The following is a 25,942-nucleotide window of genomic DNA, read 5'->3' as shown; positions in this document are numbered from 1 at the left end:
AGCCTCCCGAGGTCGGGGGTCGCGGCCGAGGGCTCAGCCCCGGTGCTCGTCGCGCACGGGCGGCAGCGGGGTGCGCGCGGCCCGCACGGTGAGGCGGAGCATCGCGGCGGTCGCCTGGTCGACGTCGGCGACGTCGTCGCGCCGGACGGCGTCGAGCGCGGCCCAGAGGAGCTCGCGGGCGATCGCCGCATCCCGCTCGTCGAGTCGGCTCGAGATCGACTCGACGGCGCTCATCGCGACGAGCACGCGCATGCCCGCCGACGTCGGCGGCGCGACCCGCACGCGCCGGATCTCGACGGCGTCGCGCAGGGCCCGGCGCTCGACCCGGGAGAGCCGGGGGCCGGCCACCCGCAGGAGGACCGGCGTGAGGAGCGCGGCGGTGACGCCCAGGAGCGCGGCGACGAGGACGAGCGCGACGGGCGCCAGGTCGTGGCCGACGAGGACCGCGGCGATCGCGGTCGCCGCGCCCGCGACGAGCCCCAGGCGCACGCCGTCGACCGACGCGTGCCACTCGGCGTGCCGCCGCACGCGGTCCAGCTCGCGCGGCGTCAGGCCGGGGACCAGCACGTCGGTGCGCTGGACGATGCGGTCCGGTGCGCCGGCGACGGCGCCCTGGAGGCAGCGCGCCGTCGTCCAGGTCGAGTACCCCCAGACCGTGGGACGGATCTCGTCCCGGTGGTCCTCGTGCATGCGGTCGGTGGACCGGTCGTGCCCGTGCATGAAGTGCCCCGCTTCGTCGGTCTCGTGCTTCCGCAAGGAGAGACGGGTTCGCCCGGGCGCCATGACGCGGTTTCGGAGAAGTTTCCCCGGGCGACCTGTGGACGGACGCGTCAGGACTTCGTCGTGATGAGGTGCGGCCTCTTCTCCATGTCCGCGAGGCCGTTCCACGCGAGGTTGACGAGGTGCGCCGCGACCTCCGTCTTCTTGGGCGAGCGCACGTCGAGCCAGTACTGCCCGGTGAGGGCGACCATGCCGACGAGCATCTGCGCGTAGATGGGCGCGACCTTCGGGTCGAGGCCGCGCGTCTTGAACTGGTGGGCGAGCAGGTGCTCGACCTGGGTCGCGACGTCGCCGATGAGGCTGGAGAACGTGCCGGTGGCCTGGGCGACGGGGGAGTCGCGCACGAGGATGCGGAACCCGTCCTCGGACGCCTCGATGTAGGACAGGAGGGCGAGCGCGGTGCGCTCGAGGAGGACCTTGGGGTGGCCGCCCTCGTCGAGCGCGCCCGAGAGCGCCGCCGTGAGCGCCTGGACCTCGCGGTCCACGACGACGGCGTAGATGCCCTCCTTGCCGCCGAAGTGCTCGTACACGACGGGCTTGGACACCTCGGCGCGCGCGGCGATCTCCTCGACGCTCGTGCCCTCGAACCCCTTCTCGGCGAACAGCCCGCGGCTCACGGCGAGCAGCTGCTCGCGCCGCTGGCTCGCGGTCATGCGGGATCGGGGGGTGCGTCTGGACTCGGCCACGGGGTCCATCATGCCGTGCACCCGCTCGCGTGCCCCGCACCGGTGTGGCGCAGGCAACTGTCGCGGTGAGCGAGGACCAGGGTGCGGACCGGACGAGACGGGCACGACCGGCGTCGGGCACGGGGAGCGACCTGGCAGACTGTTCCCGGACCCACCCCGCCCGTCGTGGCCCGGGAACGCACCGGGCGCGAGCGTCGCCGGGTCCGATCCGCCTTGGTGTAATCGGCAGCACAAGGGTTTTTGGTGCCCTTGGTCCAGGTTCGAGTCCTGGGGGCGGAGCTCGTGCCACCGATCCCGAGGGGAACACCCATGGAAGCTCAGCAGGGAACCGACTCCACCGTCGCCCCCGCTGCCGTGATCGTCCTCGCCGCCGGCGAGGGCACGCGGATGAAGTCGTCCACCCCCAAGATGCTCCACACGCTCGCGGGCCGCAGCCTGCTCGGGCACGTGCTCGTCGCGGCGCGCTCGCTCGACCCGGCGCTGCTCGCCGTCGTCGTGCGGCACGAGCGCGACCGCGTCGCCGAGCACGCCGTCTCGGTGGACCCGGACGCGGTCGTCGTGGACCAGGACGAGATCCCCGGGACCGGGCGCGCGGTGCAGTGCGCGCTCGCCGCGCTCGACGCCAAGGCGCACGCCCAGGCGCTCCTCCACGGCGTGCCCGACGGGCAGGAGGGCCGTGGCGTCGGCGACGGGCTCGAGGGCCCCGTGGTCGTCACCGCGGGCGACACCCCGCTGCTCGACGGCGGCACGCTCGCCCAGCTCCTCGCCGCGCACGTCGCGGACGGCAACGCGGTGACGATGCTGACGACGGAGCTCGAGGACGCGACCGGCTACGGGCGTGTCGTGCGCGACGGCTCGGGCGACGTGCAGCGGATCGTCGAGCACAAGGACGCGTCGGCCGACGAGCGCGCGATCCGCGAGATCAACGCGTCGATCTACGTGTTCGACGCGGCGGTCCTGCGCCGCGGTCTGGGCACGCTCGGTCGCGACAACGCGCAGGGCGAGGTCTACCTGACGGACGTCGTCGCGGCGGCGCGCGCCGAGGGCGGCTCGGTCCGGGCGCTCGTCTCCGCGGACCCGACGATCGTCGAGGGCGTCAACGACCGCGTGCAGCTCGCGACGCTGCGCGCGGAGCTCAACCGCCGGATCCTCGAGGACTGGATGCGCGCGGGCGTGACCGTCGTCGACCCGGCGACGACGTGGGTCGACGTCGACGTCGAGCTCGCGCGCGACGTCACCCTGCTCCCCGGCACCCAGCTCCACGGGGCGACGGTCGTCGCCGAGGGCTCGACGATCGGCCCGGACACGACCCTCACGGACACGGAGGTCGGCGCGGGCGCGACGGTGACCCGCACGCACGGCAGCCTCGCGGTCCTGGGCGCGGGGACGTCCGTCGGCCCGTTCGCCTACCTGCGGCCCGGCACCGTGCTGGGCGCGCAGGGCAAGATCGGCACGTTCGTCGAGACGAAGAACGCGGAGATCGGCGAGGGTTCCAAGATCCCGCACCTGTCCTACGTGGGCGACGCGACGATCGGCGAGCACACGAACATCGGCGCCGCGTCGGTCACCGTCAACTACGACGGCGTGCACAAGCACCGCACGGTGATCGGGTCGCACGCGCGCACGGGCGCGGACAACATGTTCGTCGCCCCGGTGAGCGTCGGGGACGGTGCGTACACCGCCGCCGGCTCCGTGATCCGCCGCGACGTGCCCGCGGGCGCGCTCGGCGTGAGCGGCGGGCAGCAGCGCAACATCGAGGGCTGGGTCGAGCGCCGCCGCCCCGGCACCGCGGCGGCCGACGCCGCGGCCGCCGCGCGCGCGAGCGACCCCGAGGCGGCGCCCCTCGGCGCGCAGGCCCAGGCCCAGCTCGCGGACCAGAGCGCCGCGGCGACCGCCGAGCGCCCGACCCCGCCGCCGCCCGGCCCCGAGCTCGAGCACACGCTCGAGGCGCTGCGTGGCGGTCGTCCCGCGACCACGGCAGACTGACCGCGTCCGGCCGAGACCTCCTCAGACCCACCCCGCACCCGGAAACACCACCGAAGGAACCCACTGGTATGAGCAGCACCATCGCCGGAAACGGGGAGAAGTCCCTCGTCCTCGCCTCGGGGCGCGCGCACCCCGAGCTCGCCAACGAGGTCGCGCGGGAGCTGGGCATCGACCTGCTGCCCACGACCGCGTACGACTTCGCGAACGGCGAGATCTACGTCCGGTTCGGCGAGTCGGTGCGCGGCGCCGACGTCTTCATCCTCCAGAGCCACACCGCGCCGATCAACCAGTGGATCATGGAGCAGCTGCTCATGGTCGACGCCGCGAAGCGCGCCTCGGCCCGCACCATCACGGTCGTCCAGCCGTTCTACGGCTACGCCCGCCAGGACAAGAAGCACCGCGGCCGCGAGCCGATCTCGGCCCGCCTCATGTCCGACCTGTTCACCGCCGCGGGCGCCGACCGTCTCATGAGCGTCGACCTGCACGCCGCGCAGACGCAGGGCTTCTTCGACGGCCCGGTCGACCACCTGTGGGCCATGCCGATCCTCACGGACTACGTCCGCACGCGCGTCGACACGTCGAACGTCACGGTCGTCTCGCCCGACGCCGGCCGCATCCGCGTCGCCGAGCAGTGGGCGGCGAAGCTCGGCGGCGGCCCGCTCGCGTTCGTCCACAAGACGCGCGACGTCACGCGCCCGAACCAGGCCGTCGCCAACCGCGTCGTCGGCGACGTCGAGGGCCGCGACTGCGTGCTCGTCGACGACCTCATCGACACGGGCGGCACGATCGCCGAGGCGGTGCGCGTCATCCTCGCCGCGGGCGCGCGGTCGGTCATCGTGGCCGCGACGCACGGCGTGCTGTCCGACCCGGCGGCGCAGCGCCTCTCGGAGTGCGGGGCGAGCGAGGTCGTCATCACGGACACCCTGCCCATCGCCGCGGAGAAGCAGTTCCCGCAGCTCACCGTGCTCTCCATCGCGCCGCTCGTCGCGCGCGCCATCCGCGAGGTGTTCGACGACGGGTCGGTCACCTCGCTCTTCGACGGCAACAGCTGACAGGAGGGGCCGTGGGCGGCTCGGGAGTGACGACCACCGGTCAGGGGGCGGTGACCGCGGCGCCGGACGTCGCGGTCGTCGAGCTGGGCACGGAGGCCAGCGCGCCCGGCGTCCAGGAGGCCCTCGACCGCGCGAGCACGGGGCTCGCCGCGGCGCGCGACGCGCTCGTCGCGGCGGGCGTGGACCCCGTGGACGTGCGCACGTCGCAGACGTCGACGTGGACCGAGCAGCGCGAGGACGGCCCGCGCACGACGGCGCGGCTCACCCTGCGCGCGACCGTGCGCGACGTCGCGGCGTGCGGCGAGATCGTCCGCGTCGCGCTCGACGCGGCGGGGCCCGTCGCGCGCCTCGACTCGACGAGCCTCGCCGTCGGCGACCCCGGCCCGCTCGCCGTCGCGGCGCGCGACGCGGCGTTCGCCGACGCCCGCTCGCGCGCCGAGCAGTACGCCCGGCTCGCGGGTCGCTCGCTCGGCCCGGTCGTGGAGGTCCGCGAGGACGTCGGCGGGCCCGGACCGGTGCCGCGCCTGATGGCGGCCAAGGCCGCGAGCGACGCGCTCGTCGTCGAGCCCGGCACGCAGGAGGTCCGTGCGAGCGTCACCGTGCGCTGGGAGCTCGCGGACTGAGGACGCGCCTCCGCGCGCCGGAGCCTCGCCGCCCGTCGTCCTGCCGGCGTCCCGGCGCCGTCCTCTTGCAGACATGGTCCCGCCGCGGAACCCTGGTGGCCAGGGCGTTCCCGGAGACCCTGGAGGGACGATGAGCCACCAGCCCGAGGTCGGAGAGTATCGCTGGGTCGACGGTCGGCTCCTGCAGTGGGACGGGCAACGGTGGGTCGTCCCGCTCGACGGTCCGGGACCCGACCAGCACCCGGTCGTGGGCGACCTGCTCGACGACCTCGCCACGCCGTCGGACGAGTGACATGACCGCCTCGCCGCCGCCGGGAGCCGTGGCCGGACCGGCACCCGTCGAGACGGCGCTCACCGTCGCGCGCATCTCCTCCTTCGACGCCTCCACGGCACGTCTGCGGGACGTCGCGAAGTGGTTCGCGACGTCGACGGTGGCCCTGGTCGCATTCCTGGCCGCCGCCTTCCCTGTCGCGGGCGTCGTGTCCGACTCCGGGGCGTTGACACCGGTCGCGCTGGTGTGGGGGACAGGAGTCCTCGTGTCGCTCGGCGCGGTGGTCGTGCTCGCGAGCCGGGTGCTCGCGCCCCAGGTCGTCAGCCTGGGGGAGATCGCGACCCACGCGCGGTTCGCGGAGCTGCGGTCGGAGATCGCCAAGGAGCCGGCGACCTTTCTCGGGCTCTGGGCGGCCGACGTCCCTGGTCTGCTCGAGCGCCGGGAACGGGTCCTCGACGACCAGAGGCGTGTCATGGAGACGCTCAAGGACCCTGCGGTCCCCGCGGACCAGCGGGAGGCGTTCGTCGCGCGGAGAGCAGCCGTGGAACGCGACCTCACGGTCCTCGGCTGGGTCTCCTACCGCCTGGAGAGCGCAGGCCTCTACGCGCTGACCTGGGGCCGGTTCACGACCCTCCGGATGTGGAGCGCCGTCGCGGCGCTCGTCGCGGCGGTCTGCCTCGTCGGGCTCGTGGCGTCGGTCCGGGACGTCACGGCCCAGCAGTACCGGGGCGCCGCCGTCACCTTCACGTTCCTCGACTCCGTCAGCCCGGCCCCGACAGCACTCCTGGGCCAGGACTGCCCCGGCGTCGTCTCAGGGGAGCTCGTGTCCACCACGGCGGCGCCACCGTGGGTGGTCCGGGTCACCGAGGAGGGTTGTGAGCGCGCGATCCTTCATCTCGAGAAGGAGTCCGCCGTGCTCGTCTTCCGCGACCGGTAGGTTGCCCGGTCGCGCGGCCGGCACATGACATTCGGCACCTGATCGTTCTGCGGCGGCAGCCGTAGCGTGGGGACATGCTCATCCTCGAGGACTACCTGCTGCTCACGCTCGACGACGTGACCGGGAAGGCCGTCGTCGACGCGTCGTACCGAGAGCAGGTCGCCGCCGGGGCGCTCCTGGTCGAGCTCGCGCTCCTGGGGCGCGCGGACCTCGCGGGCGACGGCGACGGCGGGAGGATCGGGCGCATCGTCGTGCGGGACGCGTCCCCGACCGGCAACGCGCTGCTCGACGAGGCCCTGACCGTCGTGCGGTCGCGCGAGGGGTCGAAGCCGAAGGCGCTCGTCGCGCCCCTCGCGAAGCTCCGGCCCGCGTCGCGCGCGATCGAGTCGCTCGCCGTGCGGGGGGTCCTGCGTCGCGAGGACGGGCGTGTGCTCGGCATCTTCCCGACCACGCGCTGGCCGGCCGCCGACACCCGGCACGAGGACGGCGTGCGCGCCGACCTGTGGCGCGTCCTCGTCGACGGCGGCGCGCCGGACCAGCGGACGGCTGCCCTCGTCGCGATCCTCGCCGCGACCGGGCAGACGGGCCGGGTGCTCGCGGCGGGTGGTGGTCGAGGCGCGCCGGCAGTCGTGGACGGCGGGACCGACCTGTCCGGACCGCGCCGCCGGGACGTCGACGCGCGCGCGAAGGAGATCGCGCGGCAGAGCTGGGCGAGCGAGGCGGTGCGCGCCTACGTCGAGGAGGTCACCGCGGCGATCCTCGTCGGCGCCACGGTCGCGGCGACGGCAGCGGCGACGAGCTGAGGCGTGCGGTCGGCCGACCGCGCCGGGGCTCCCGCCGCGTCAGGGCCGGCCGAGCGCGCGGTACGTCCAGCCCGCGTCGCGCCAGACCGACGGGTCGAGCGCGTTGCGCCCGTCCAGCACGCGCCGGTGCGCGACGTGCTCGCCCAGCGCGCGAGGGTCGAGGTCGCGGTACTCGCGCCACTCCGTGAGCAGGACGACGACGTCGGCCTCCTGCGCCGCCTCCTCGACGGTCGCCGCGAACTTGAGCTCCGGCGCGGTACGCCGCGCGTTCTCCACCGCGCGGGGGTCTGTGACGACGACGTGCGCGCCCTGCAGGTGCATCTGCATCGCGACGTTGAGCGCGGGGGAGTCCCGCGTGTCGTCGCTGTCGGGCTTGAACGCGGCGCCGAGGACGGCGACGTTGCGACCGACGATCGACCCCCCGCACACCTCGCGCGCGAGGTCCACCATGCGCACGCGTCGGCGCATGTTGATGGAGTCGACCTCCCGCAGGAACGACAGCGCCTGGTCGACGCCCAGCTCGCCCGCCCGGGCCATGAACGCGCGGATGTCCTTGGGCAGGCACCCGCCGCCGAACCCGAGACCGGCGTTGAGGAAGCTGCGCCCGATGCGGGCGTCGTGCCCGATCGCGTCCGCGAGGACCGTGACGTCGCCCCCGGTCGCCTCGCACAGCTCGGCCATGGCGTTGATGAAGGAGATCTTCGTCGCGAGGAACGAGTTCGCCGCGACCTTGACGAGCTCGGCCGTTGCGAAGTCGGTGACGACCTTCGGCGTGCCGTCCGCGAGCACGCTCGCGTACACCTCGTCGAGGACTCGCTCCGAGGTGCCGTCGTCGCCCGGCTCGACGCCGTACACGAGGCGGTCCGGGTGGAGCGTGTCCTGGACGGCGTGACCCTCGCGGAGGAACTCCGGGTTCCACACGAGGCGCGCCGCGGGCTGGGCCTCGCGGACGCGCGCGGCGAGGCGCGCGGCCGTCCCCACGGGCACGGTGGACTTGCCGACCACGACGTCGCCGGGGGACAGGTGCGGCAGGAGGGACTCGACCGCGGCGTCCACGTAGCGCAGGTCCGCCGCGTACTCGCCCTGTCGCTGCGGCGTGCCGACGCAGACGAAGTGGACCCGCGCCCCGGCCGCCCGGGACACGTCCGTCGTGAAGGACAGCCGGCCGCCCCCGACCTCCTGCTCGAGGAGGCGGGGCAGCCCGGGCTCGAAGAACGGGGCCTGGCCCGCGGTGAGCGCCGTGACCTTGTCGGCGTCGACGTCCACGCCCACGACGTCGTGCCCGAGGGACGCCATGCTGGCCGCGTGCACGGCGCCGAGGTACCCGCAACCGACCACCGAGATGCGCATCGAGGTCCTCCGTAGGAGACGGTCTGGGTGTCGGCCCACGCTACTCCGCCGGGCGTGCCGGACGGCCGGGCCGTGGGGGTGAAATGACGGACAGGGGGCACCAACCGGTCGTGCGGGACGCCCGCGGCGGGTGAACTTCCGGTCAGGAGGTCGCCCTGCGGGCTCCGCGAGTGGTTCGATTCGCCTGAGGGTGCGTGCAGGGGGCGGCGGTCACGCGGTGTCGCCGCAGTCTCGACGGACACACGCGAGAAGCAGGACGCACCACATGCCGCACACCACACAGGATCCTCGACCGTCCGGGGTCACGCGTCGGCGATGGTTCGTCGCGACCGCCGGTGCGGTCGCGGGCGCGCTCGCGCTCGTGGGCATCGGGGCGGCGCTCCCGGGGGTCCCCGGCGGTGCCGGCACCTCGCAGCTCACCGACGTCGTCGGCGACGCGGCGGACGAGAGCGTCGCGATCGGCGGCGCCGTCGGCCAGGAGGTCGCGGCGAACTTCGCCCCCGACCAGTCCGGTCCCGAGGGTCCGGACGCGTCCGCCTCGTCGATGTGGTGGCGGTGGACGGCCCCGACGAGCGGTCCCATCACCTTCTCGACGCACGGCAGCGAGCTCGACACCGTGCTCACGGTCTACCCGCGCTCGGCGAAGAGCACCCCCGTCGCGACCAACGACGACGAGGGCGACGTCCGCACCTCGTCGGTGACCTTCGACGCGACCGCGGGCGAGGAGTACCTCGTCGAGGTCACCGCCAAGTCGCCCGACCCGGGGCTGCTGACGCTGTCCTGGCAGCCGCCCGCGCCGGCCGCGACGGCGCTCCCGGAGGAGCCGGCCGCGGCGGCGGTCACCTCCACCGGCATCCCCCTCACGGGGAACACGGGCGAGAAGCCCCAGTCCAAGCTCTGGTCCGCGGGCGGCACGTGGTGGGCCGTGCTCGCGTCGGCCAGCACGTCGCCCGCGGGCACCTGGGTCTGGCGGTACGACGCGGTCGCGAAGACGTGGACGAACGTCACCCGCATCTCCGAGCGCACGGACGTGCGCGCGGACGTCAAGACCGTCGGCGACGTCGCGCACGTGCTGCTCCACGGGCCGACCACGACCCTCGTCTCGATCCAGCGGGAGCCGCAGTCGAACACGTACGTCCCGTGGACCGCGCGCACCGGCGCGACGGCCGTCTCCCTGCCGGGGAGCGAGACCGCGACGATCGACATCGACTCCGCCGGCCGCATGTGGGTCGCCTGGGACACCGCGAGCCAGGTCCAGGTGCGCTGGAGCGACGCGCCCTACTCCTCGTTCTCGGCACCGGTCACGGTCGCCTCGGGGATCACGGACGACGACATCGCCGTCGTCACCGCGATGCCGGGCAACAAGATCGGCGTCCTGTGGTCCAACCAGAACACCCAGAGGTTCGGGTTCCGGACCCACGCCGACGGCGCGTCCCCCTCGACGTGGACGGCGGACGAGCTCCCCGCCGCGGGCTCGGCGCTCCCGGTCGGCGGGGGCATGGCCGACGACCACCTCAACGTCGCGGTCTCCGACGACGGCACCTTCTACGCGGCCGTCAAGACCTCCTACAACACCACGGACAACACGGTCATCGGGCTCCTGGTCCGTCACCCCGACGGCACCTGGGACCCGCTGCACGAGGTCGACCGGATCGGCACGCGCGGCATCGTCCTCGTCGACGACGTCACGGACCGCCTGCGCGTCGTGTACACGCGCAGCACCAACCTCGACGACATCCTCGTGAAGGAGACCTCCCGGCTCGCGCCCGACTTCTCCGGCGCGCCCGAGACGGTGCTCGCCGGCACGTGGAACAACGCGACCGCGACGAAGTCGAACGTCCCCGGCGAGGTGCTGGTGATGGCGTCCTCGGCCACGACGGCGCGCGCGGCGCGTCTCGCCTGGACGCCCGCCGGTGCTCCGACGGCGCAGGACTCGACCGTCGCCACGACGGTCGGCGGCACGGTCGCCGGGAAGCTCGGCGCGCAGGCGACGACCGACGACCCGCTCACGTTCCAGGTCGTCACGCCGCCGACCGCGGGCACCCTGACGGCGATGGACCCTGCCACGGGCGCGTTCACCTACCGCGCGGGGGCCGCGAGCGGGCTCGACTCGTTCACGTTCCGTGTCGGCAGCGGCGGGCTGTGGTCGGCCCCCGCCACCGTGGGCGTGCGCGTGTCCTCCGCGGACGGGCTGGTCGGTGCCTGGAACCTCGACGAGGGCCAGGGCCTCCTGACCGCCGACTCCTCCGGGTGGGGCAACGGCGGGACGCTCGTCGGCGGCTCGACGTGGGTCCCCGGGGTCGCCGGGTCCGCCGTGCGCTCGGACGGCGCGACGGGCCTCGTCCGCGTCCCGGACTCGGCCGCCCTCGACGTCAGCACCGGGCTCACCGTCGCCGCGTGGGTGCGCCCGGAGCAGGCCGCGACGCAGTACGTCGTGAAGAAGGCCACGAACGACGCCGCGGACGGGTTCGAGCTGGCGCTCGCGAGCAACGGGAAGCCCTTCCTGCGCCTCAACGAGGACAGCTCGGGCGACACGTACCGGGTGAACGCGACGTCCTCCTACCCCACGAACGGCACCTGGGTGCACCTCGTCGGGACGTACGACGGGACGCGCATGCGGATCTACGTCAACGGCGTCGAGCAGGCCTCGAAGGCCGGGCCGGCGAGCATCGGCACGAACGCGTCGCCGCTGGGCATCGGCGCGGAGGGCAACGGCTACCGGCCCGTCAAGGGTGCGGTCGACGGCGTCCGTCTCTACGACCGCGCCCTCACGGCGAACGAGGTGACGACGCTGTTCCAGGGCGGGACGACGCAGCCCACGCCCGCCCCCGTCGCGCAGGACGGCGCCGTCACGACGACGCTCGGCCAGCCGGTCTCCGGCATCCTCGCGGCCACCGTGCCGCAGGGCGCGACGCCGCAGTTCCAGGTCGTGACCCCGCCGACGCGGGGGACGGTCGCGCTGACCGGCACGTCCACCGGTGCGTTCACCTACACGCCGGGCGCCTCCGCCGGTGCCGACTCCTTCACCTTCCGGGTCGGCGCGGGCGGGCAGTGGTCCGCACCGGCGACGGTCCGGGTGGCGGTGACGTCCCCGGACGGGCTCGTCGGCGCGTGGGACCTCGACGAGGGTCAGGGTCTCGCGACGGCGGACGCCTCGGGCTGGGCGAACGGCGGTTCGCTGGTCGGTGCGGCCACCTGGGTCCCCGGCCGGAGCGGGACCGCGGTGCGGTCCGACGGCGTGACCGGCTACGTCCGCGTCCCCGACGCCTCGACGCTCGACCTCACGACGCGGATGACGGTGGCCGCGTGGGTGCGGCCGGAGCAGCTCGCGACCCAGTACGTGGTGAAGAAGGCCGCGCAGGGGACGACGGACGGCTACGAGCTCGGGCTCGCGAGCGGGGGGAAGCCGTTCCTGCGGCTCAACCACGCGTCGTCGGGCGACACCTACCGGGTCGACGCGACCTCCTCGTACCCGACGGACGGGACCTGGGTGCACCTCGTGGGTACGTACGACGGTTCGCGGCTGCGCATCTACGTGAACGGCGTCGAGCAGGCCTCGAAGGCCGGTCCGGCGAGCATCGGGACGAACTCGCTCCCGCTGGGCATCGGGGCCGAGTCCAACGGCACCCGCGCGACCAAGGGCGCCGTCGACTCCGTGAGGCTGTACGACCGCGCCCTCACGGCGGCCGAGGTCTCGGCGCTCTACTCCGGTGCGAGCGCCTCCACGCCCGCTCCGGACCCGACGCCGACCCCGGACCCGACCCCGGATCCCACGCCGACCCCGGATCCCACGCCGACGCCGGACCCGACGCCGACGCCCGAGCCCACGCCGACGCCGGACCCCACGCCGACGCCGGACCCCACGCCGACGCCCGACCCGACCCCGGATCCCACGCCGACGCCCGACCCGACGCCCGACCCCGGACCGACCGTCCCGGCGGGGGCCGTCGGAACGTGGGCGTTCGACGAGGGGCAGGGGACGACGGCGGCGGACGGCTCGACGAACGGCGCGACGGCGACGCTGCGCTCGGGCGCGACGTGGGCGACGGGCCTGAGCGGCACGGCGCTCGCGCTGGACGGCGTCGACGACTTCGCGCGCGTCGACGACCGGCCCGCCCTCGACCTCGCCGGCCCGATGACGGTCTCCGCCTGGGTGCGTCCCGAGCAGAAGGCGACCCAGTACGTGCTCAAGAAGGCCGCCCAGGGCGTGACGGACGGGTACGAGCTGGGTCTCGCGAACGGCGGGACGGCGTTCCTCCGGTTCAACCACGCGTCGTCCGGGGACACCTACCGCGTCGACACCACGACGCCGTACCCGACGGACGGCACCTGGGTGCACCTCGTGGGCACCTTCGACGGCACACGGATGAGGATCTACGTGAACGGCGTCGAGCAGGCGTCGAAGGCCGGGCCGGCCTCCGTCGGCACCAACGCGCTCCGTCTGGGCATCGGCGCCGAGCCGGACGGGACGCGTCCGCTGAAGGGCCGCATCGACGGCGTGCGGCTCTACGACCGGGCGCTGAGCGCCGCGGAGGTGGCGCAGCTCTACGCCGCACCCGGGAAGTAGCCGGCCGAGCACTCAGGTCTCGGCGCCGCCTCGGCTCCGTCGCGGGTTTCGCGGCGGGGCCGAGCCCGGGTACAGTAGTCAGGTTGCCTCGGCGAGGGACGTCTGACGGCCGGCAGCGCTGGACCGGTGAGCACACCGGCGGCGCGGGACCGCGAGTGTCAGCCAGACCTGTTGGATCTCCGTTATCGACTGGGCGGTCGTCCTCCTGCGCGCCCGTCACACGTCCCGCGCCGACGCAGCCGCCCGTCCGGGTGGCCCTCTCAACCGTCCGGACAGCCGACCGCTCCCCACTGGTGGCCGGCCCGCAACGTTCTTCCAGGAGTGATCCACGTGTCCGAGATCAAGCTCGTCGCCGAGGCCCGCACCGAGTTCGGCAAGGGTGCCGCCCGCCGCGTCCGCCGCGCCGGCAAGATTCCCGCGGTCCTCTACGGCCACGGCAGCGACCCGCTGCACGTGACCCTCCCGGGTCACGAGACGATGATGGCGCTCAAGCACTCGAACGCGCTGTTCTCGATCGAGCTCGACGGCAAGGCCCAGCTCGCCATCACCAAGGACGTCCAGCGCGAGCCGGTCCGCAACGTCATCGAGCACGTCGACCTGCTCATCGTGAAGAAGGGCGAGAAGGTCGCCGTCGACGTCCCCGTCGTCGTGACCGGCGAGTCCGCCCCCGGCACCATCCACCTCGTCGACCTGCAGACCCTCGCGGTCGAGGCCGAGGCGACGCACCTGCCCGAGTCGATCGAGGTCTCGATCGAGGGTCTCGAGGCCGGCTCGCAGATCCTCGCCGGCGACGTGGTGCTCCCGCAGGGCACCACGCTCACCGCCGACGCCGAGCTCCTCGTCGTGTCGGTCACCGAGCCGCAGGCCGAGGCCACCGAGGACGAGGCTGCCGAGGCCGCCGAGGAGGCCCCCGCCGAGGCCGCCGCGGAGTGATCCTCCCCGTCGTCGGCTGACGCCACGACGACCCGCGTCGGACGCCCGGTACCGTGACGGTGCCGGGCGTCCGTGCGCCCGCACCCTCCAGGCACCGACCTGTATCCCACCCGTACGACGAGCGTGCCGCCCCACGCGGGACCCGGACGAAGGACGAGACGACATGACCGACCAGCCGTGGCTCGTCGTCGGGCTCGGCAACCCCGGGCCGACGTACGCGGGCAACCGCCACAACGTGGGCCACATGGTCCTCGACGTCCTCGCGGGGCGCGCCGCCGCCCGGTTCGCGCGGCACCCGCGGGCGCAGGCCGCCGTCGCCGAGGCCCGCATCGGGATGCTGCCCGGCGGGCGGCCCGGGCCGCGCGTCGTCCTGGCCAAGCCCACGACGTACATGAACGTCTCGGGAGGCCCGGTCTCCGGGCTCGCGAAGTACTACGGGATCGAGCCGGACCACGTCGTCGTGGTCCACGACGAGGTCGACATCCCGTTCGGCACCGTGAAGCTGAAGATCGGCGGCGGCGAGGGCGGGCACAACGGCCTGCGCGACATCACCAAGGCCCTCGGCACCAAGGACTACCTGCGCGTGCGCGCGGGCGTCGGACGTCCGCCGGGCCGCCAGGACACCGCCGACTTCGTGCTCAAGGACTTCAAGGGCCCCGAGGCCAAGGAGCTCCCGTTCCTGCTCGACGACGCGGCGGACGCCGTCGAGATGCTGCTCACCGACGGTCTGCTCGCCGCCCAGGGGAAGTTCCACACGAAGGCGTAGCGCCGGGCCGGGCGCGCCAGGACGCCCGTTTTCACCCGGGTGAGGTCCCTTCGTCCCCCTCCCCGGGAGGTCTCTCCGACCTAGGCTGGTTGCCTGCGTTCGCGAGGGAGGACCGATGACCCACGGTGTCGCGCTCGCGCACGACTACGCGACCCAGCGTGGCGGCGCGGAGCGGGTCGCGCTGCTGCTCGCGGACGCGTTCCCCGGCTCGCCGATGTACACGACCCTGTACGACCCGGCCGGCACGTTCCCCGAGTTCGGCTCCCTCGACCTGCGCACGTCCGCCCTCGACCGGGCCGCCCTCCTGCGGCGGCACCACCGGGTCGCGCTCCCGTTCCTCGCGCCCGCCGTCGACCGGCAGCGCGTCGAGGCCGACGTCCTGCTCGCGTCCTCCACCGGCTGGGCCCACGGCTACCGCGGGGCGCGCCGCACGGTCGTCTACTGCCACGCGCCCGCCCGGTGGCTCTACCAGCGTGACCGGTACCTCGGGCCCACGGAGGGCTCGGCCGCGCACCGTGCCCGACGCCGTGCCGCGGCGACGGCGCTCGGCGTCCTCTCCCCGGGGCTGCGCCGGTGGGACGGGTCGGCGGCCCGGCGCGCCGACGTCTACCTCGCCAACTCGACGGTGACGCAGCGCGCGATCCGCGACGCGTACGGCATCGAGGCGGAGGTGCTCGCCCCGCCGCCCGCGATGCTGCCGGACGGCGAGGAGCGCGCGCTCCCCGGCGTGGAGCCCGGCTTCCTCCTGTGCGTGGCGCGCCTCCTGCCGTACAAGAACGTCGACGTCGTCGTCGCCGCGGCGCTCGCGACGGGCCGCGAGCTCGTCGTCGTCGGGGACGGCCCCGACCGCGCGCGCCTGGAGGCGCAGGCGGCCCGTGCGGGCACCGGCCGCGTCCACCTGCTCGGCCGCGTCGACGACGCGACGCTGCGCTGGGTCTACCGGAACGCGTCGGCGCTCGTCGCCGCGTCGTACGAGGACTACGGGCTGTCGCCCCTGGAGGCGGGCGCGTTCGGGCGGCCGAGCGTGGTGCTGCGCGACGGCGGCTACCTCGACACGGTCGTGGACGGCGTCAACGGCGTCTTCTTCGACGCGCCGCGCGCGGATCTCGTCGCCGAGGCGATCGAGGCCGCGGCAGGGCGCACGTGGGATGATGGCGCCGTCACGGCGCACGTCGCGACGTTCGGCCGTGAGCGGTTCGTCGAGCGGCTGCGGGGGGTCGTCGCCCAGCAGCAGGACCGCACCGTCGGCGCGGGCCGACCGGGTGGGGGGAGAGCACAGCGATGACCATCAGGGAGTTCCTCCGCACGATCTGGGCGGGCAAGTACTACGTGCTCGCCGCCGTCCTCGTCGTCGTCGCCGCCGCGCTGTTCTACGTCGACCGCCAGGAGACGATGTACCGCGCGACCGCGACGGTCCAGCTCTACGGCGTGCAGAGCGCTCAGGGCGGGGAGTCGCTCGTCGAGGTCACGGTCGCGACCGACGCCGACGACGTCACCTCGCCCGAGGTCGCCGACGCCGCGGCGTCCGCGCTCGGCGAGCCGGAGGCGGCGGACGAGCTGGCCGACCAGGTCTCCGGCGACGTCGACGGCGAGAACAAGACGGTCGCGGTCGAGGCCACGACCCCCGACGAGGCGCGGTCCGTCGAGGTCGCGAACGCCTTCGCCGACGCGTACGTGGACCAGCTCGTCACGATCCAGGCCGACCAGGTCGCCGAGCTCGAGAGCCGCCGGCAGGCGCTCGCCGACCAGCTCGCGGGCGTCCGCCAGCGGCTGGGGGCCGACCCTGAGGACCCGCTGGCGCTCGCCGAGCAGGACATCATCGTCGGCGACTACTCCGCGCTCACGGTGCAGATCAACTCGCTGCGCGGCATCGCCGTGCCGGGCGAGGTCGTCGCGCCGGCGACGGGGGCCGAGCCTCTCGGGCTCTCGCGGCTCACGGTGCTGGCGCTGGCCCTCCTCGTGGGCCTCGTGGCAGGGGTCGGGCTCGCGTTCGCCCGGCGGGGGCTCGACGTCCGCGTCCGGAGCGCGGCCGAGTCCACGCGGCTCACCGAGACCCCGGTCCTCGCCGAGCTCTACGGCACGCGGCCGGCGGAGAAGGAGTTCACCCACACGCACGCCCTGCCCGTCGCGAGCAAGGTCGCGACGCCCTTCACGGAGTCGATCCGCGAGCTGCGCACCGCCGTGCAGGTGTCCACCGCCGGCATGAAGCACGCGGTCGTGGTCGTCACCGCGGCCGACCCGTCGGCGCCCCGCTCGTTCATCACGGCGAACCTCGCGGCGTCCTTCGCGCTCAGCGGGCGCCGCACGGTGGCGCTGTCCGGCGACCTGCGGCGCCCGCAGCTCGACCGCATGCTCCCGGCCCCCGACGACTGGGACGGTCAGGAGCAGGAGCTGCGCCTGACGTCGGTACCCAACCTGCGGGTCATGCCGGTGCCCGAGGAGGAGATGGACCCGGCGGACTTCCTCGCCACGGAGAGGGCGCGAGGGCTCGTCCGGAGCCTGCGCGACCACGCGGAGGTCGTGGTGGTGGACGCGCCTCCCGTCCTGGCGGCCGCCGACGCGACGATCCTCGGGGGCTACGCCAACGGCGTCGTGCTCATCGCGTCCGCCGGGCGCACCGACCGTGCGGTGCTCGCGGAGGCGGTGGAGCGGCTGCGCGTCAGCAACGTCCCGCTGCTCGGCATCGCGCTGACCGGGGTCACGGGCGACCGCCGCATGCTCTATGCCTCGACGTACGGCGACGACACGACGCAGGAGGCCGGTGACGCCCGGGCGGCGGTACCCGCGCCCTCCGTCGCGCCCGCGGCGCCCGAGCGTCCCGACGCCCCTGCCGAGCAGTCCGAGCCGGCGCGGTCCGGCCAGCCGGAGGGTGGGACCACCGCGGACGGCACCGAGCGCGCGGTCGGCACGCGACGTGCGTCGGTGGCCGCCGCCGCGGTCGCGGTGGACAGCGCGTCGGGGCGCCCCGCGCCGCCCTCGGTGCCCGTCGGCGGCACGCCCACGGCCGACGGCGCCCCGGCGCCCCGCGGGTCCCAGGGTCCGGGCAAGCGGCACCCCGTTCTCGCCCCGGCGTGGAGCAAGGTCGAACCGGCAGCGCCGGACGAGACCGGTGACGAGGCCGGGCCCGACGAGCGCAAGCGTCCCTTCCGGTGGTGACCGCCCCGGGCGGTCCGCCGCTCCGGGTCCTCGTCCTCGACCACACGGCGGAGCTCGGTGGCGCCGAGCTGGCGCTCGTGCGCACGTGCGCGGCGCTCGGGCCCGGGGTGGACGTCCGGGCGCTGCTCTTCGCCGACGGACCCCTGCGCGCACGCCTCGAGGAGCTCGGGGTGCGGGTCGACGTCGTCCCGCTCGCGCCCGCTGTCGCGACAGCCGACCGCGGGCGTGCCGGGCGGCTGTCGGCGGCGACGCTCACGGGCGCCCTGCGGACCGTCCCCTTCCTCTGGCGGCTCGCGCGGCGCGTCCGGGCGCTGCGGCCCGACGTCGTGCACACGACGTCGCTCAAGGCGGACCTCCTGGGGGTCGTGCCGGCGACGCTCGCGCGCCGACCGCTCGTGTGGCACGTCCACGACCGCATCGCCCCCGACTACCTGCCCGGTCCGCTCGTCCGGGTCGTCCGGGGGCTGGCGCGCCGGGTCCCGGCGGCGGTGGTCGCGAACTCGCGTGCGACGGCTGCGACGCTGCCCGTGACGACGGCGGTCGCCTACCCGGGCTTCGCCCCGGAGCAGGCGGAGGGGACCGAGGCGGCGCTCGTCGGTCGCGCGGCCGAGCCCGATCCCCTGGTCGTGATGGTCGGGCGGGTCAGCCCGACCAAGGGCCAGCTCGAGGTGGTGCGCGCGCTGCGCGCGGTCGTGGACGCGGTGCCGACGGCGCGGCTGCGGGTGGTCGGGGAGCCGGCGTTCGGCGCCGAGGGCTACGCGGCGCAGGTCCGGGCCGAGGTGACCCGGCTCGGGCTCGACGACCACGTCGAGCACGTCGGGTTCGTCGCCGACCCGCGCGCGGAGCTCGACCGGGCGGCGGTGTGCGTGCACGCGTCGCCCGTGCCGGAGCCGTTCGGGCAGGTCGTCGTCGAGGCGATGGTCCGCGGCGTCCCGGTCGTCGCGACACGGGCGGGCGGTGTCGAGGAGATCCTCGACGACCCCGAGGAGGGGCCCCCGACGCTCGGGCTCCTCGTGCCGCCCGGTGACGTCGACGCGCTCGCGGCGGCGCTCCTCGACGTGCTGCGCGACCCGGCCGCGGCCCGCGAGCGCGCGCTCCGGGCACGCACGTCGGCGCTCCGCCGGTTCCCCGTGGAGCGCACGGCGCGGGTGCTCACGGACGTCTGGACGTCCGTGTCCGGACCAGCGCGGCGCGCATGAGCGCGGCCTGACCGCGCCAGGTCGGGACGTCGGGCGGGTCGCTGGAGAGCTCACCGGCGTGCGGGGGAGTCGCGCCGCCGAGAACGGCGAGGACCGCCGTCGGGAACTCGTCGCCGGCGGCGACCCGCACCCCGGGCTCGTCCCGGAACCCGGCCACCGGCGTCGACACGACGGGGCGCTCGACGGCCCGGTACTCGTAGAGCTTGATGGGGTCGAGGCTGTCGGTGAACGCGTCCACGAGGTGCGGGACGAGCAGGACGTCGGCGTGGCGCAGGTAGGCCGGCACCGCGGTCCAGGGACGCGGTCCGAGGAGCACGACCCCGGCGCGCGCGAGGTCCGCGTGCTCGGCGGCGGACAGGTCCACCACCGGCCCGACGAGCACCACCCGGGCGTGCCCGTCGAGCGCGCGGGCGGTGGCGAGCAGGAGCGGCACGTCGAACCGGTCGGGGTGCACGGTCCCGACGTAGAGCGCGACCCGGCCCGCCGGGAGGTCGGCCGGGCGGGCGTACGCGCGGCGGTAGCGGTCGAGGTCGACGCCGTTCGTCAGGAGCGTCACGTCGCGGGCAGTCCCCTTGCGGGCGACCAGGCCGGTGGAGCACACCGTGACCTCGGCGCACCGGTCCAGCAGCGTCGCCTCGTCCTCGACGAGGCGCGCGTGCTCGGCGGGCGAGCGGTCGGCGGCCAGCCAGTCGTCGGTGACGTCGTAGAGCGAGGGCCAGCCCGTGCGCCGCACGACGGCGGCGCCGGACGGGTCGTTGACCCACAGCACCGGGCGGCGCAGCCCCGCGCGGGCCGCGGCACGCTCGACCGACCGCGCGAGCCGGACGTCCACGCGCGGGTCGACCTTGCGGGGGAGCCACTTGGTCGGCTCGTGGAGGAGCACGCGCCCCGGCGCGATCCCGTCCAGGTCGGGCGCGGCGCGCAGCCCGCGACCGGCGCGGGGGACACCGCGCCGGCTGAGCCGGTGCAGCGGGTCGGCCGCCGGCTCGACGAACAGCACCCGGGCCGTCGGGTCGGCGCGGCACAGCTCCGCGACGAGGTACTGGTTGCGGCGCCACACGTCGTCCCAGCGCTCGAGCGACAGGACGACGACGTCGCCCGCAGCGCCCGCGGCGGCCGTCACGCGAGCACCGCGCGGTAGACGGCGTCCGTCCCGGCGACCTGCGCCGCGGGGGTGAAGCGCTCGCGCTGGGCGGCGCGCCCGGCGGCGGCGCAGTCGTCGCGGCGCGCGGGGTCGGCGGCGAGGACCGCCAGGGAGCGGCCGGCGGCGTCCGGGTCGAGCGGGGGGTAGAGCGTCAGCGGGTCGATCCCGTCGAGGGTCTCGCGGTGCCCGCCCGCCGCGGCGGCGACGACAGGCAGGCCGCTCGCCATCGCCTCGAGGACGCTCAGCCCCAGCCCCTCCACGGGGCACGGAGCGACGAGCAGGCCCGCGCGCCCCAGGAGGGCGTCGACGTCGTCGCGCGCCCCGAGGAACGACGTGGCGCCGTCGATGCCGAGCGACCGGGAGAGGTCCTCGAGCGCCGTCCGCTGCGCGCCGTCGCCCGCGACCTCGAGTCGCCAGCCGCGGCCCGCGAGCCCCGACGCCGCGAACGCCTCGAGCGCGAGGTCGGTGCGCTTCTCGGCCTCGAGCCGCTGGACGACCAGCACGACGTCGTCCCGCTCGGCGGCGGCGCGCCCGTCGGGACGGTCCGCCACGCCGGGGTGCACCACGACGCTGTCGCCCTCCACGTGGTCCGCGACGTACCGGCTGATGGCGATCTGCGCCCGGACCGGGGACGCGGCGACGACCGCGACGATCCGGCCGCGGGCCCCGGTACCGCGCCGTCGGGCGAAGTGGCGCGTCGACACGACCGGCGGGAACCCGCGCGTCGTGCGGGCCGCGACCGCGGCGGCGACCTCGGCCGCCGTCATGTGCACGTGCACGACGTCCGCCGCGGCGGCGCACTGGCGCAGCGCCCGCACGACGTCGCCGGTCGAGGCCGCCGGGAGGAGGGGCACCGTCGGGTCGTCCACCGTCGCGCGCATGCCGTCGGGCGCCCCGCCGACGACGGCGACCTCGTGGCCCGCCGCGGACTGCGCGCGCGCGAGCCGCGCCACGTGCCGCTCGACGCCGGCGAAGCCGTCGGACCGGACGGCGTGGAGGATCCTCACGGGCGGTGCTCCGATCGTGCGGCGGCGAGCGCCGCCGCGAGCTCGAGGTAACGACGTGCGACGGCGTCCCAGTCGTGCCGCTCGGCGGTCGCCCGGGACCTCGCGGAGACCTCGCGGCGCGCGCCGTCGTCCAGGGCCGCGACGGCCGCGAGACCGGTGCGGACACCCTCGACCGTCCGGTCCACCAGCCACCCGGTGACCCCGTCCTCGATCACGTCGGGCGCGTAGCCGACCGGTGTCCCGACGACCGGGACCCCGCACGCGAGCGCCTCGAGGACGACGAGCGCGTTCGCCTCGTAGGCGCTCGGCAGGGCGAGGGCGTCGGCCGCGTGGAGCCAGGGCCGCGGGTCGGGCACGCGGCCGGCGAGGTGCACGCGGTCGGTCGTCCCGAGGCGGGCGACCCGCGCCCGGACGTCGGCGAGCATGTCGGGCGTCCCCCCGACGACGCTCACGTGGACGTCGGGCAGGTCCGCGGCCGCGGCGAGCACGAGGTCGAGGCCCTTGCGGTCGAACTCGTGCCCGACGAACACCACGTGGACGGCGCCCTCGGGCACGTCGGCCGCGGCACGCGCGGCGACGCGCTCGGCGGGCGTGGGCGGCGTGAAGCGCTCGACGTCCACGCCGTTGCCGATCACGACCGCGCGGGCGCGCAGCCGCGGGTACGTGCTGCGCAGCGCGTCGCGCTCGGACCGCGTGAGGTTGACGACGACGCGGTGGGAGCGTCCGCGGTACCGGAGCGCGTCGCGGGCGGCGGTGAAGAGGTGCAGCGGGTTGCGGGCCATGCGCCACGCGTACCCGCCGCGCGCGCGCATGGCGACGCGCAGGATGCCGTGGTTGACGTACACGTCGCCGGCGAGGACGTCGTTGTGGCAGATCGAGACGACCGCGTGCCCGGACCCGCGGCCCGCGCGGCGCTCGCGAGCGACCCGGCGTCGCGCGAGGAGCGTGCCCACCGTGGAGAACCACACGACCCGCGCGAGGAGCACGAGCCGGCCCCGGACGCCCGGTCCCGGCTCGGGGAGCCACGTGCCGCGCGCGTCGGCGAGCGTGAAGCGCGCGGTCGGTACCCCGGCACGCTCGAAGGCATCCTCCAGATGGTGCGCGACGCCCCCGACGCCGCTGCCCGGGGCGATCTCCGGGGCGATCTGCAGGATCCGCAGGTCGGTCATCGCTCGGCCATCTCCCGCACGGACCGCAGCTCGTCGAGAGGGAGCTCCCGACCGGTCACGTCGCGGGCGTGCTGCCGCGACTCGGCGTAGGACTCGGCGCCCAGGCACACGCCGACGATGACGAAGGGGACGGTCACCTGGACGGACACCCAGAAGAGGTCGAACTGCCCCTGGACGAAGCGCATCATGAGCATCGAGAACGCGAGGGTCCCGAAGCGCGGGTTGATGCGCCAGAGCACCCCCATCCCGCCGAGGAACAGCACGAGGAACCCGACGAGCCCGACGATCCCGGCGGACGTCAGCACCTCGAGCTCGACGTTGGGCGGCTGGAAGACGAACTCCGTGACGCCGGCGGTCCACCACCGCAGCCCCATCCCGACCCAGGGGCTGCGCTGCCACACCTCGATCGAGTCCGCGTACCAGGTGAGCCGCTGGTTGGCGGAGTTGAACTCGTTCCCGGACTCGAGCTGCTCCTGCACCGCGAGCACGACGAAGTAGATCGCCGGGACCGCGGCGAGCAGGATGAGCTTCGAGCGCTTGCGGTCGGGGTCGCCGCGCAGGGTGATGAGCATGATGCCGATCGCGAGGCCGATGAGGGCCTGGCGTGCCTGCGCGGCGAGCACGCCGAGAGAGCACAGCCAGAAGGCGCCGAGCGAGAACCAGCGCGGCCAGCCGACCCACCAGGGACGCGCGTAGGCGACGAGGGCGGCGAACGCGAGCACGCACCCGATGAAGTTCTTGTGCATCGCGAGGGGCGAGTCGATGTACACGGGCCCCGTGTTGCCCGCCGCGAGCTGCTGGAGCGCGACGAGGCAGGTCTGCGCCGCGATCGCGAGGCAGGGCAGCAGGAAGAGGGTCAGGCCGAGCCGGGCGCGACCCGAGCGGCCGACGGCCCAGCCCAGGACGAGGGCGCCCGCGACGGAGAGCCAGGCGTGGAACCACTCGACGACGTTCGCGCTGAACGGGTTGACGAGCACGGTGAAGAGCGTCGCGACCTGGTAGACGAGCGACAGCCAGAGCATCGCCCGCATCGGCCGCGAGAACGGCCGCGGCGAGAAGAAGAGCGCGAACCAGAACGCGCCGAACAGCGCGAAGTCGCTGAGCGAGAGGTCGACCCCGCCCCCGCCGACGCGCTGGACGATCACGAGCGCGGGCATGGCGAGGATCGGCAGGGCCACCGGCTCGTACGCCGTGAGCCCGACGACGAGCACCACGAGCGCGCCGCCGACGGCGGCCATCTGGAGCTCGGGCACGACGAACCCGAGGACGGCGAGGAGCGCGACGACCACGGCCCCGCCCGCGACCCAGGTGGCGGCTGTCCGGCCGCGTGCGACGAGGGTGCCCGGGACGCGCGGCGCGCGGTAGAGCACGGGCCGGCGGCGCAGGAGCGGCGCGCGCTGCGTCACAGTGCCGACTCCGCGCGCACGGGCCCCACGAGGTAGAGCCGGAGCCGCCGCCGCGCCGACTCGCGCCCGTCCCCGCGCAGCGCGACGGAACGTGCCGCCGCCCCGAGCACGGCGCCGACGCGCGCGAGCGCCCAGCCGGCGCGGCCGTGGTGCTTGCGCAGGTAGCGCTCCTGCGACGCGTGGAAGTGCGTCTCCCGACGGGTCGGGTCGCTGCTGGTCGCACCGCCGAGGTGCAGCGCGTGCGCGTCGGGCACGACGGCGTGCCGCCACCCCGACCGCACGGCGCGGTACGCCCAGTCGGTCTCCTCCGCGTAGAGGAAGAAGCGCTCGTCGAAGCCGCCCACGTCGTCCACCGCAGCGGCGTTGAGCAGCAGCACCGAGCCGATGACGAACGAGCGCTCCGCCGGGGTCCGGCGCAGCCCCGCGAGCCCGACGGCCTCGACCCACGTGGCCGCCGGGGACGGGAACGGCCACACCACGCGCGCCCGGACGCCGTCGTCGTCGACCTGCTGCGGCCCCACGCTCGCGAGCCCCGGGGCGGCGTGCAGCGACCGGTGGAGGGTCTGGACGTCCTCGGGCGTCACCACGGCGTCCGGGTTGAGCAGCAGGACGTCGGCGCCGGGCGCCTGGCGGTGGGCGAGCGCGTGGTTGACCCCTGCCGCGAACCCGCCGTTGCGGCCGGGGTCGAGGTAGCGCCCGCCCGCGAGCTCCGTGATCTCCCGGATCTCGGGCAGGGACGAGTTGTCGACGACCGTGATCGGGTACTTCCCGGCGAGCGGGGCGAGCGCGTCGCGCACCATCGCGGGGGAGCCGTAGGCGACGACGACGACCTCGGGCGGAACGGTCGCGGACGGGTCGCCCCCGTCGCCCGCCCGCGCGCGTGCCGGGCCCGGCCGGGCGCCGACCGCCGTGCGGTAGAGCTCCTCGTAGCGGCGGGCGACCTCGGCCCACGAGCACGAGGCCGCGCGCTCGGTGCCCGCGGCGCGCAGGCGGTCGGCCAGGCCGTCCTCGTCGCGGACGCGCGCGAGCGCGGCACGCAGGGCGGCGGGGTCCTCGGGGGCCACGAGCAGGCCCGCGCCGCCGACGACGTCGGGCAGCGCGCCCGTGCTGCTCGCCACGACCGGGACGCCGCACGCCATGGCCTCGACGGCGACCCGCCCGAACTGTTCGACCCAGCCCGGCGTCTCGCGTGACGGCACGGCGAGCGCGTCGAGCGAGCGGTAGAACGCGACGAGGTCGTCGCCCCCGAGCGCGCCGACGAACCGGACCCGGCCGCCGAGCGGTCGCGCGGCCTCCTCGAGCGCCGCGCGCTCCGGACCGTCGCCCGCGACGACGAGGTCGAGCCGGTCGTCGCCCGCGACCGCCGCGAGGAGCACGTCGACGCCCTTGTGGTGCGCCAGCCGCCCTGCGAACCCCACGCGGAGGCGAGCCGCGTCGAGCCCCTGGTCCGCGGCGTCGGACGGACGGCCGGGCACGGCGTCGGGCACGGGCGCGAAGACCGCCGGGTCGACCCCCAGCGGGACCGTCTCGACACGCCCCCGGGCGCCCTTGGCGCGGACGATCCGGCCGGCCTCGTCGTTGCAGACCGACACCGCCGCCGCGCCGCGCAGCGCGCGCGCCTCGAACCACCGGAAGGGCCACGGGTAGTGCTTGTCGAGGTTCTGCGCCGAGTAGAGGAGGTACTGCGGGGCGGGGCGACGCGACACGACCGCGCGCAGGCGGCGCAGCAGGAGGATCTCCGCCGTCGCGAGCGCGAAGGGCTCCTCGTGCACGTCCAGCACGTCCCATCCCTGTCCCAGCGCGCGCCACAGGGGGAGCGGGTCGTAGACGAAGAGCGCCGGGTGCGACCCGAGCGTCCGTACGCCCCGCACCGGCTCGCCCGGGCGGGGAACGAGCCGGACGGTCGCGCCGCCCTCGTCCCACGCGCGCGCCGAGAGCAGCCGGACGTCGACCCCCCGCGCGCGCAGCTCTCGCTCGCGCTCACGCCAGGCGTCGACCACGGCGCTGTGCGAGACGCGGAGGACCCTCATGTGGGAGATTGTCCCCCAGCAGGCCACGGATCCCGCGGGAATCCGCCGATTTCACCCCATCCGTCCGTCGGGGTGGT

Annotated in this window: 20 protein-coding genes and 1 tRNA gene; 13 read left to right on the top strand and 8 right to left on the bottom strand. The window is 75.3% G+C overall.

Annotated elements, in window-relative coordinates:
* Window positions 1-33 precede the first annotated feature (33 nt).
* Both JOE63_RS17720 and JOE63_RS17715 read right to left on the bottom strand, forming a co-directional pair.
* Complete coding sequence (locus tag JOE63_RS17720) at window positions 34-720, bottom strand: hypothetical protein (RefSeq protein WP_204542834.1); 687 nt, start codon at window positions 718-720, stop codon at window positions 34-36.
* A gap of 110 nt (window positions 721-830) precedes the next feature.
* Window positions 831-1,433: a TetR/AcrR family transcriptional regulator gene (locus JOE63_RS17715; RefSeq protein WP_087469723.1), complete on the bottom strand. Its 603-nt coding sequence runs from the start codon at window positions 1,431-1,433 to the stop codon at window positions 831-833.
* A gap of 240 nt (window positions 1,434-1,673) precedes the next feature.
* Here JOE63_RS17715 and JOE63_RS17710 point away from each other — a divergent pair.
* From JOE63_RS17710 to JOE63_RS17680, 7 genes are all read left to right on the top strand, one after another.
* Window positions 1,674-1,745, top strand: a tRNA-Gln gene (locus tag JOE63_RS17710).
* A gap of 30 nt (window positions 1,746-1,775) precedes the next feature.
* Window positions 1,776-3,452, top strand: coding sequence for a bifunctional UDP-N-acetylglucosamine diphosphorylase/glucosamine-1-phosphate N-acetyltransferase GlmU (gene glmU / locus JOE63_RS17705; RefSeq protein ID WP_087469722.1), 1,677 nt, complete (start codon window positions 1,776-1,778; stop codon window positions 3,450-3,452).
* Window positions 3,453-3,520: 68 nt separating this feature from the next.
* Window positions 3,521-4,504 (top strand): ribose-phosphate diphosphokinase, encoded by a 984-nt coding sequence (locus JOE63_RS17700; protein WP_087469721.1) that lies wholly within the window; start codon window positions 3,521-3,523, stop codon window positions 4,502-4,504.
* A gap of 11 nt (window positions 4,505-4,515) precedes the next feature.
* The gene (locus tag JOE63_RS17695) at window positions 4,516-5,127 is read left to right on the top strand and encodes an SIMPL domain-containing protein (protein WP_307840198.1); all 612 of its coding nucleotides are present in this window, start codon (window positions 4,516-4,518) and stop codon (window positions 5,125-5,127) included.
* Window positions 5,128-5,257: 130 nt separating this feature from the next.
* Window positions 5,258-5,419, top strand: coding sequence for a hypothetical protein (locus tag JOE63_RS17690; RefSeq protein ID WP_204542832.1), 162 nt, complete (start codon window positions 5,258-5,260; stop codon window positions 5,417-5,419).
* Between the two features lies 1 nt (window position 5,420).
* On the top strand, window positions 5,421-6,335 hold the full coding sequence (locus tag JOE63_RS17685; RefSeq protein WP_204542830.1) for a hypothetical protein: 915 nt from the start codon (window positions 5,421-5,423) through the stop codon (window positions 6,333-6,335).
* A 74-nt stretch (window positions 6,336-6,409) separates the two neighbouring features.
* Window positions 6,410-7,138, top strand: coding sequence for a GOLPH3/VPS74 family protein (locus JOE63_RS17680; RefSeq protein ID WP_204542828.1), 729 nt, complete (start codon window positions 6,410-6,412; stop codon window positions 7,136-7,138).
* Window positions 7,139-7,177: 39 nt separating this feature from the next.
* Here the strand turns inward: JOE63_RS17680 and JOE63_RS17675 are convergent, their stop codons facing one another.
* The gene (locus tag JOE63_RS17675; RefSeq protein ID WP_087469719.1) at window positions 7,178-8,488 is read right to left on the bottom strand and encodes a UDP-glucose dehydrogenase family protein; all 1,311 of its coding nucleotides are present in this window, start codon (window positions 8,486-8,488) and stop codon (window positions 7,178-7,180) included.
* Window positions 8,489-8,753: 265 nt separating this feature from the next.
* Here JOE63_RS17675 and JOE63_RS17670 point away from each other — a divergent pair, with 265 nt between their 5' ends.
* The 6 genes from JOE63_RS17670 (at window position 8,754) to JOE63_RS17645 (ending at window position 19,109) form a co-directional block, all read left to right on the top strand.
* Window positions 8,754-13,055 carry a LamG domain-containing protein gene (locus JOE63_RS17670; protein WP_204542826.1) on the top strand — a complete coding sequence of 1,434 codons (4,302 nt, stop codon included), beginning with the start codon at window positions 8,754-8,756 and terminating at the stop codon, window positions 13,053-13,055.
* A gap of 330 nt (window positions 13,056-13,385) precedes the next feature.
* Window positions 13,386-13,988 carry a 50S ribosomal protein L25/general stress protein Ctc gene (locus JOE63_RS17665; RefSeq protein WP_087472503.1) on the top strand — a complete coding sequence of 201 codons (603 nt, stop codon included), beginning with the start codon at window positions 13,386-13,388 and terminating at the stop codon, window positions 13,986-13,988.
* 163 nt (window positions 13,989-14,151) lie between these two features.
* Window positions 14,152-14,754, top strand: coding sequence for an aminoacyl-tRNA hydrolase (gene pth, locus JOE63_RS17660; RefSeq protein WP_204542824.1), 603 nt, complete (start codon window positions 14,152-14,154; stop codon window positions 14,752-14,754).
* A gap of 115 nt (window positions 14,755-14,869) precedes the next feature.
* On the top strand, window positions 14,870-16,039 hold the full coding sequence (locus JOE63_RS17655; RefSeq protein ID WP_087469716.1) for a glycosyltransferase: 1,170 nt from the start codon (window positions 14,870-14,872) through the stop codon (window positions 16,037-16,039).
* Window positions 16,036-17,910 carry a tyrosine-protein kinase domain-containing protein gene (locus JOE63_RS17650; RefSeq protein WP_204542822.1) on the top strand — a complete coding sequence of 625 codons (1,875 nt, stop codon included), beginning with the start codon at window positions 16,036-16,038 and terminating at the stop codon, window positions 17,908-17,910. Before JOE63_RS17655 ends, JOE63_RS17650 begins: the two co-directional genes overlap by 4 nt.
* The gene (locus tag JOE63_RS17645) at window positions 17,907-19,109 is read left to right on the top strand and encodes a glycosyltransferase (protein WP_167551000.1); all 1,203 of its coding nucleotides are present in this window, start codon (window positions 17,907-17,909) and stop codon (window positions 19,107-19,109) included. The genes JOE63_RS17650 and JOE63_RS17645 overlap by 4 nt, the downstream gene beginning before the upstream one ends.
* Here the strand turns inward: JOE63_RS17645 and JOE63_RS17640 are convergent.
* From JOE63_RS17640 to JOE63_RS17620, 5 genes are read right to left on the bottom strand one after another with little or no spacing between them, the layout of a single operon-like run.
* Window positions 19,063-20,232 (bottom strand): glycosyltransferase, encoded by a 1,170-nt coding sequence (locus JOE63_RS17640; RefSeq protein WP_204542820.1) that lies wholly within the window; start codon window positions 20,230-20,232, stop codon window positions 19,063-19,065. The two genes, JOE63_RS17645 and JOE63_RS17640, sit on opposite strands and share 47 nt — an antisense overlap.
* A complete protein-coding gene (locus JOE63_RS17635; RefSeq protein ID WP_157759460.1) occupies window positions 20,229-21,260 on the bottom strand; it encodes a glycosyltransferase family 4 protein in 1,032 nt (343 codons plus the stop codon). The genes JOE63_RS17640 and JOE63_RS17635 overlap by 4 nt, the downstream gene beginning before the upstream one ends.
* A complete protein-coding gene (locus JOE63_RS17630; RefSeq protein WP_087469711.1) occupies window positions 21,257-22,429 on the bottom strand; it encodes a glycosyltransferase family 4 protein in 1,173 nt (390 codons plus the stop codon). Before JOE63_RS17630 ends, JOE63_RS17635 begins: the two co-directional genes overlap by 4 nt.
* Window positions 22,426-23,835, bottom strand: coding sequence for an O-antigen ligase family protein (locus tag JOE63_RS21740; RefSeq protein WP_204542819.1), 1,410 nt, complete (start codon window positions 23,833-23,835; stop codon window positions 22,426-22,428). Before JOE63_RS21740 ends, JOE63_RS17630 begins: the two co-directional genes overlap by 4 nt.
* Entirely contained in the window at window positions 23,832-25,865 is a 2,034-nt protein-coding gene (locus JOE63_RS17620; RefSeq protein WP_204542818.1) for a glycosyltransferase, read from the bottom strand. Before JOE63_RS17620 ends, JOE63_RS21740 begins: the two co-directional genes overlap by 4 nt.
* Between the last annotated feature and the right edge of the window lie 77 nt (window positions 25,866-25,942).

The sequence above is a fragment of the Cellulosimicrobium cellulans genome (genome assembly GCF_016907755.1).
Taxonomy (GTDB): domain Bacteria; phylum Actinomycetota; class Actinomycetes; order Actinomycetales; family Cellulomonadaceae; genus Cellulosimicrobium; species Cellulosimicrobium cellulans_D.
Note: the sequence above shows the minus strand (reverse complement) of the source record. Positions and strands in the feature narration are given on the sequence as shown.

What these genes read in the sequence shown, in the direction of transcription:
- JOE63_RS17720 (WP_204542834.1), bottom strand. Translation starts at nt 720, where the DNA reads ATGCACGGGCACGACCGGTCCACCGACCGCATGCACGAGGACCACCGG.
- JOE63_RS17715 (WP_087469723.1), bottom strand. Translation starts at nt 1,433, where the DNA reads ATGACCGCGAGCCAGCGGCGCGAGCAGCTGCTCGCCGTGAGCCGCGGG.
- glmU (WP_087469722.1), top strand. Translation starts at nt 1,776, where the DNA reads ATGGAAGCTCAGCAGGGAACCGACTCCACCGTCGCCCCCGCTGCCGTG.
- JOE63_RS17700 (WP_087469721.1), top strand. Translation starts at nt 3,521, where the DNA reads ATGAGCAGCACCATCGCCGGAAACGGGGAGAAGTCCCTCGTCCTCGCC.
- JOE63_RS17690 (WP_204542832.1), top strand. Translation starts at nt 5,258, where the DNA reads ATGAGCCACCAGCCCGAGGTCGGAGAGTATCGCTGGGTCGACGGTCGG.
- JOE63_RS17685 (WP_204542830.1), top strand. Translation starts at nt 5,421, where the DNA reads ATGACCGCCTCGCCGCCGCCGGGAGCCGTGGCCGGACCGGCACCCGTC.
- JOE63_RS17680 (WP_204542828.1), top strand. Translation starts at nt 6,410, where the DNA reads ATGCTCATCCTCGAGGACTACCTGCTGCTCACGCTCGACGACGTGACC.
- JOE63_RS17675 (WP_087469719.1), bottom strand. Translation starts at nt 8,488, where the DNA reads ATGCGCATCTCGGTGGTCGGTTGCGGGTACCTCGGCGCCGTGCACGCG.
- JOE63_RS17670 (WP_204542826.1), top strand. Translation starts at nt 8,754, where the DNA reads ATGCCGCACACCACACAGGATCCTCGACCGTCCGGGGTCACGCGTCGG.
- pth (WP_204542824.1), top strand. Translation starts at nt 14,152, where the DNA reads ATGACCGACCAGCCGTGGCTCGTCGTCGGGCTCGGCAACCCCGGGCCG.
- JOE63_RS17655 (WP_087469716.1), top strand. Translation starts at nt 14,870, where the DNA reads ATGACCCACGGTGTCGCGCTCGCGCACGACTACGCGACCCAGCGTGGC.
- JOE63_RS17650 (WP_204542822.1), top strand. Translation starts at nt 16,036, where the DNA reads ATGACCATCAGGGAGTTCCTCCGCACGATCTGGGCGGGCAAGTACTAC.
- JOE63_RS17630 (WP_087469711.1), bottom strand. Translation starts at nt 22,429, where the DNA reads ATGACCGACCTGCGGATCCTGCAGATCGCCCCGGAGATCGCCCCGGGC.
- JOE63_RS17620 (WP_204542818.1), bottom strand. Translation starts at nt 25,865, where the DNA reads ATGAGGGTCCTCCGCGTCTCGCACAGCGCCGTGGTCGACGCCTGGCGT.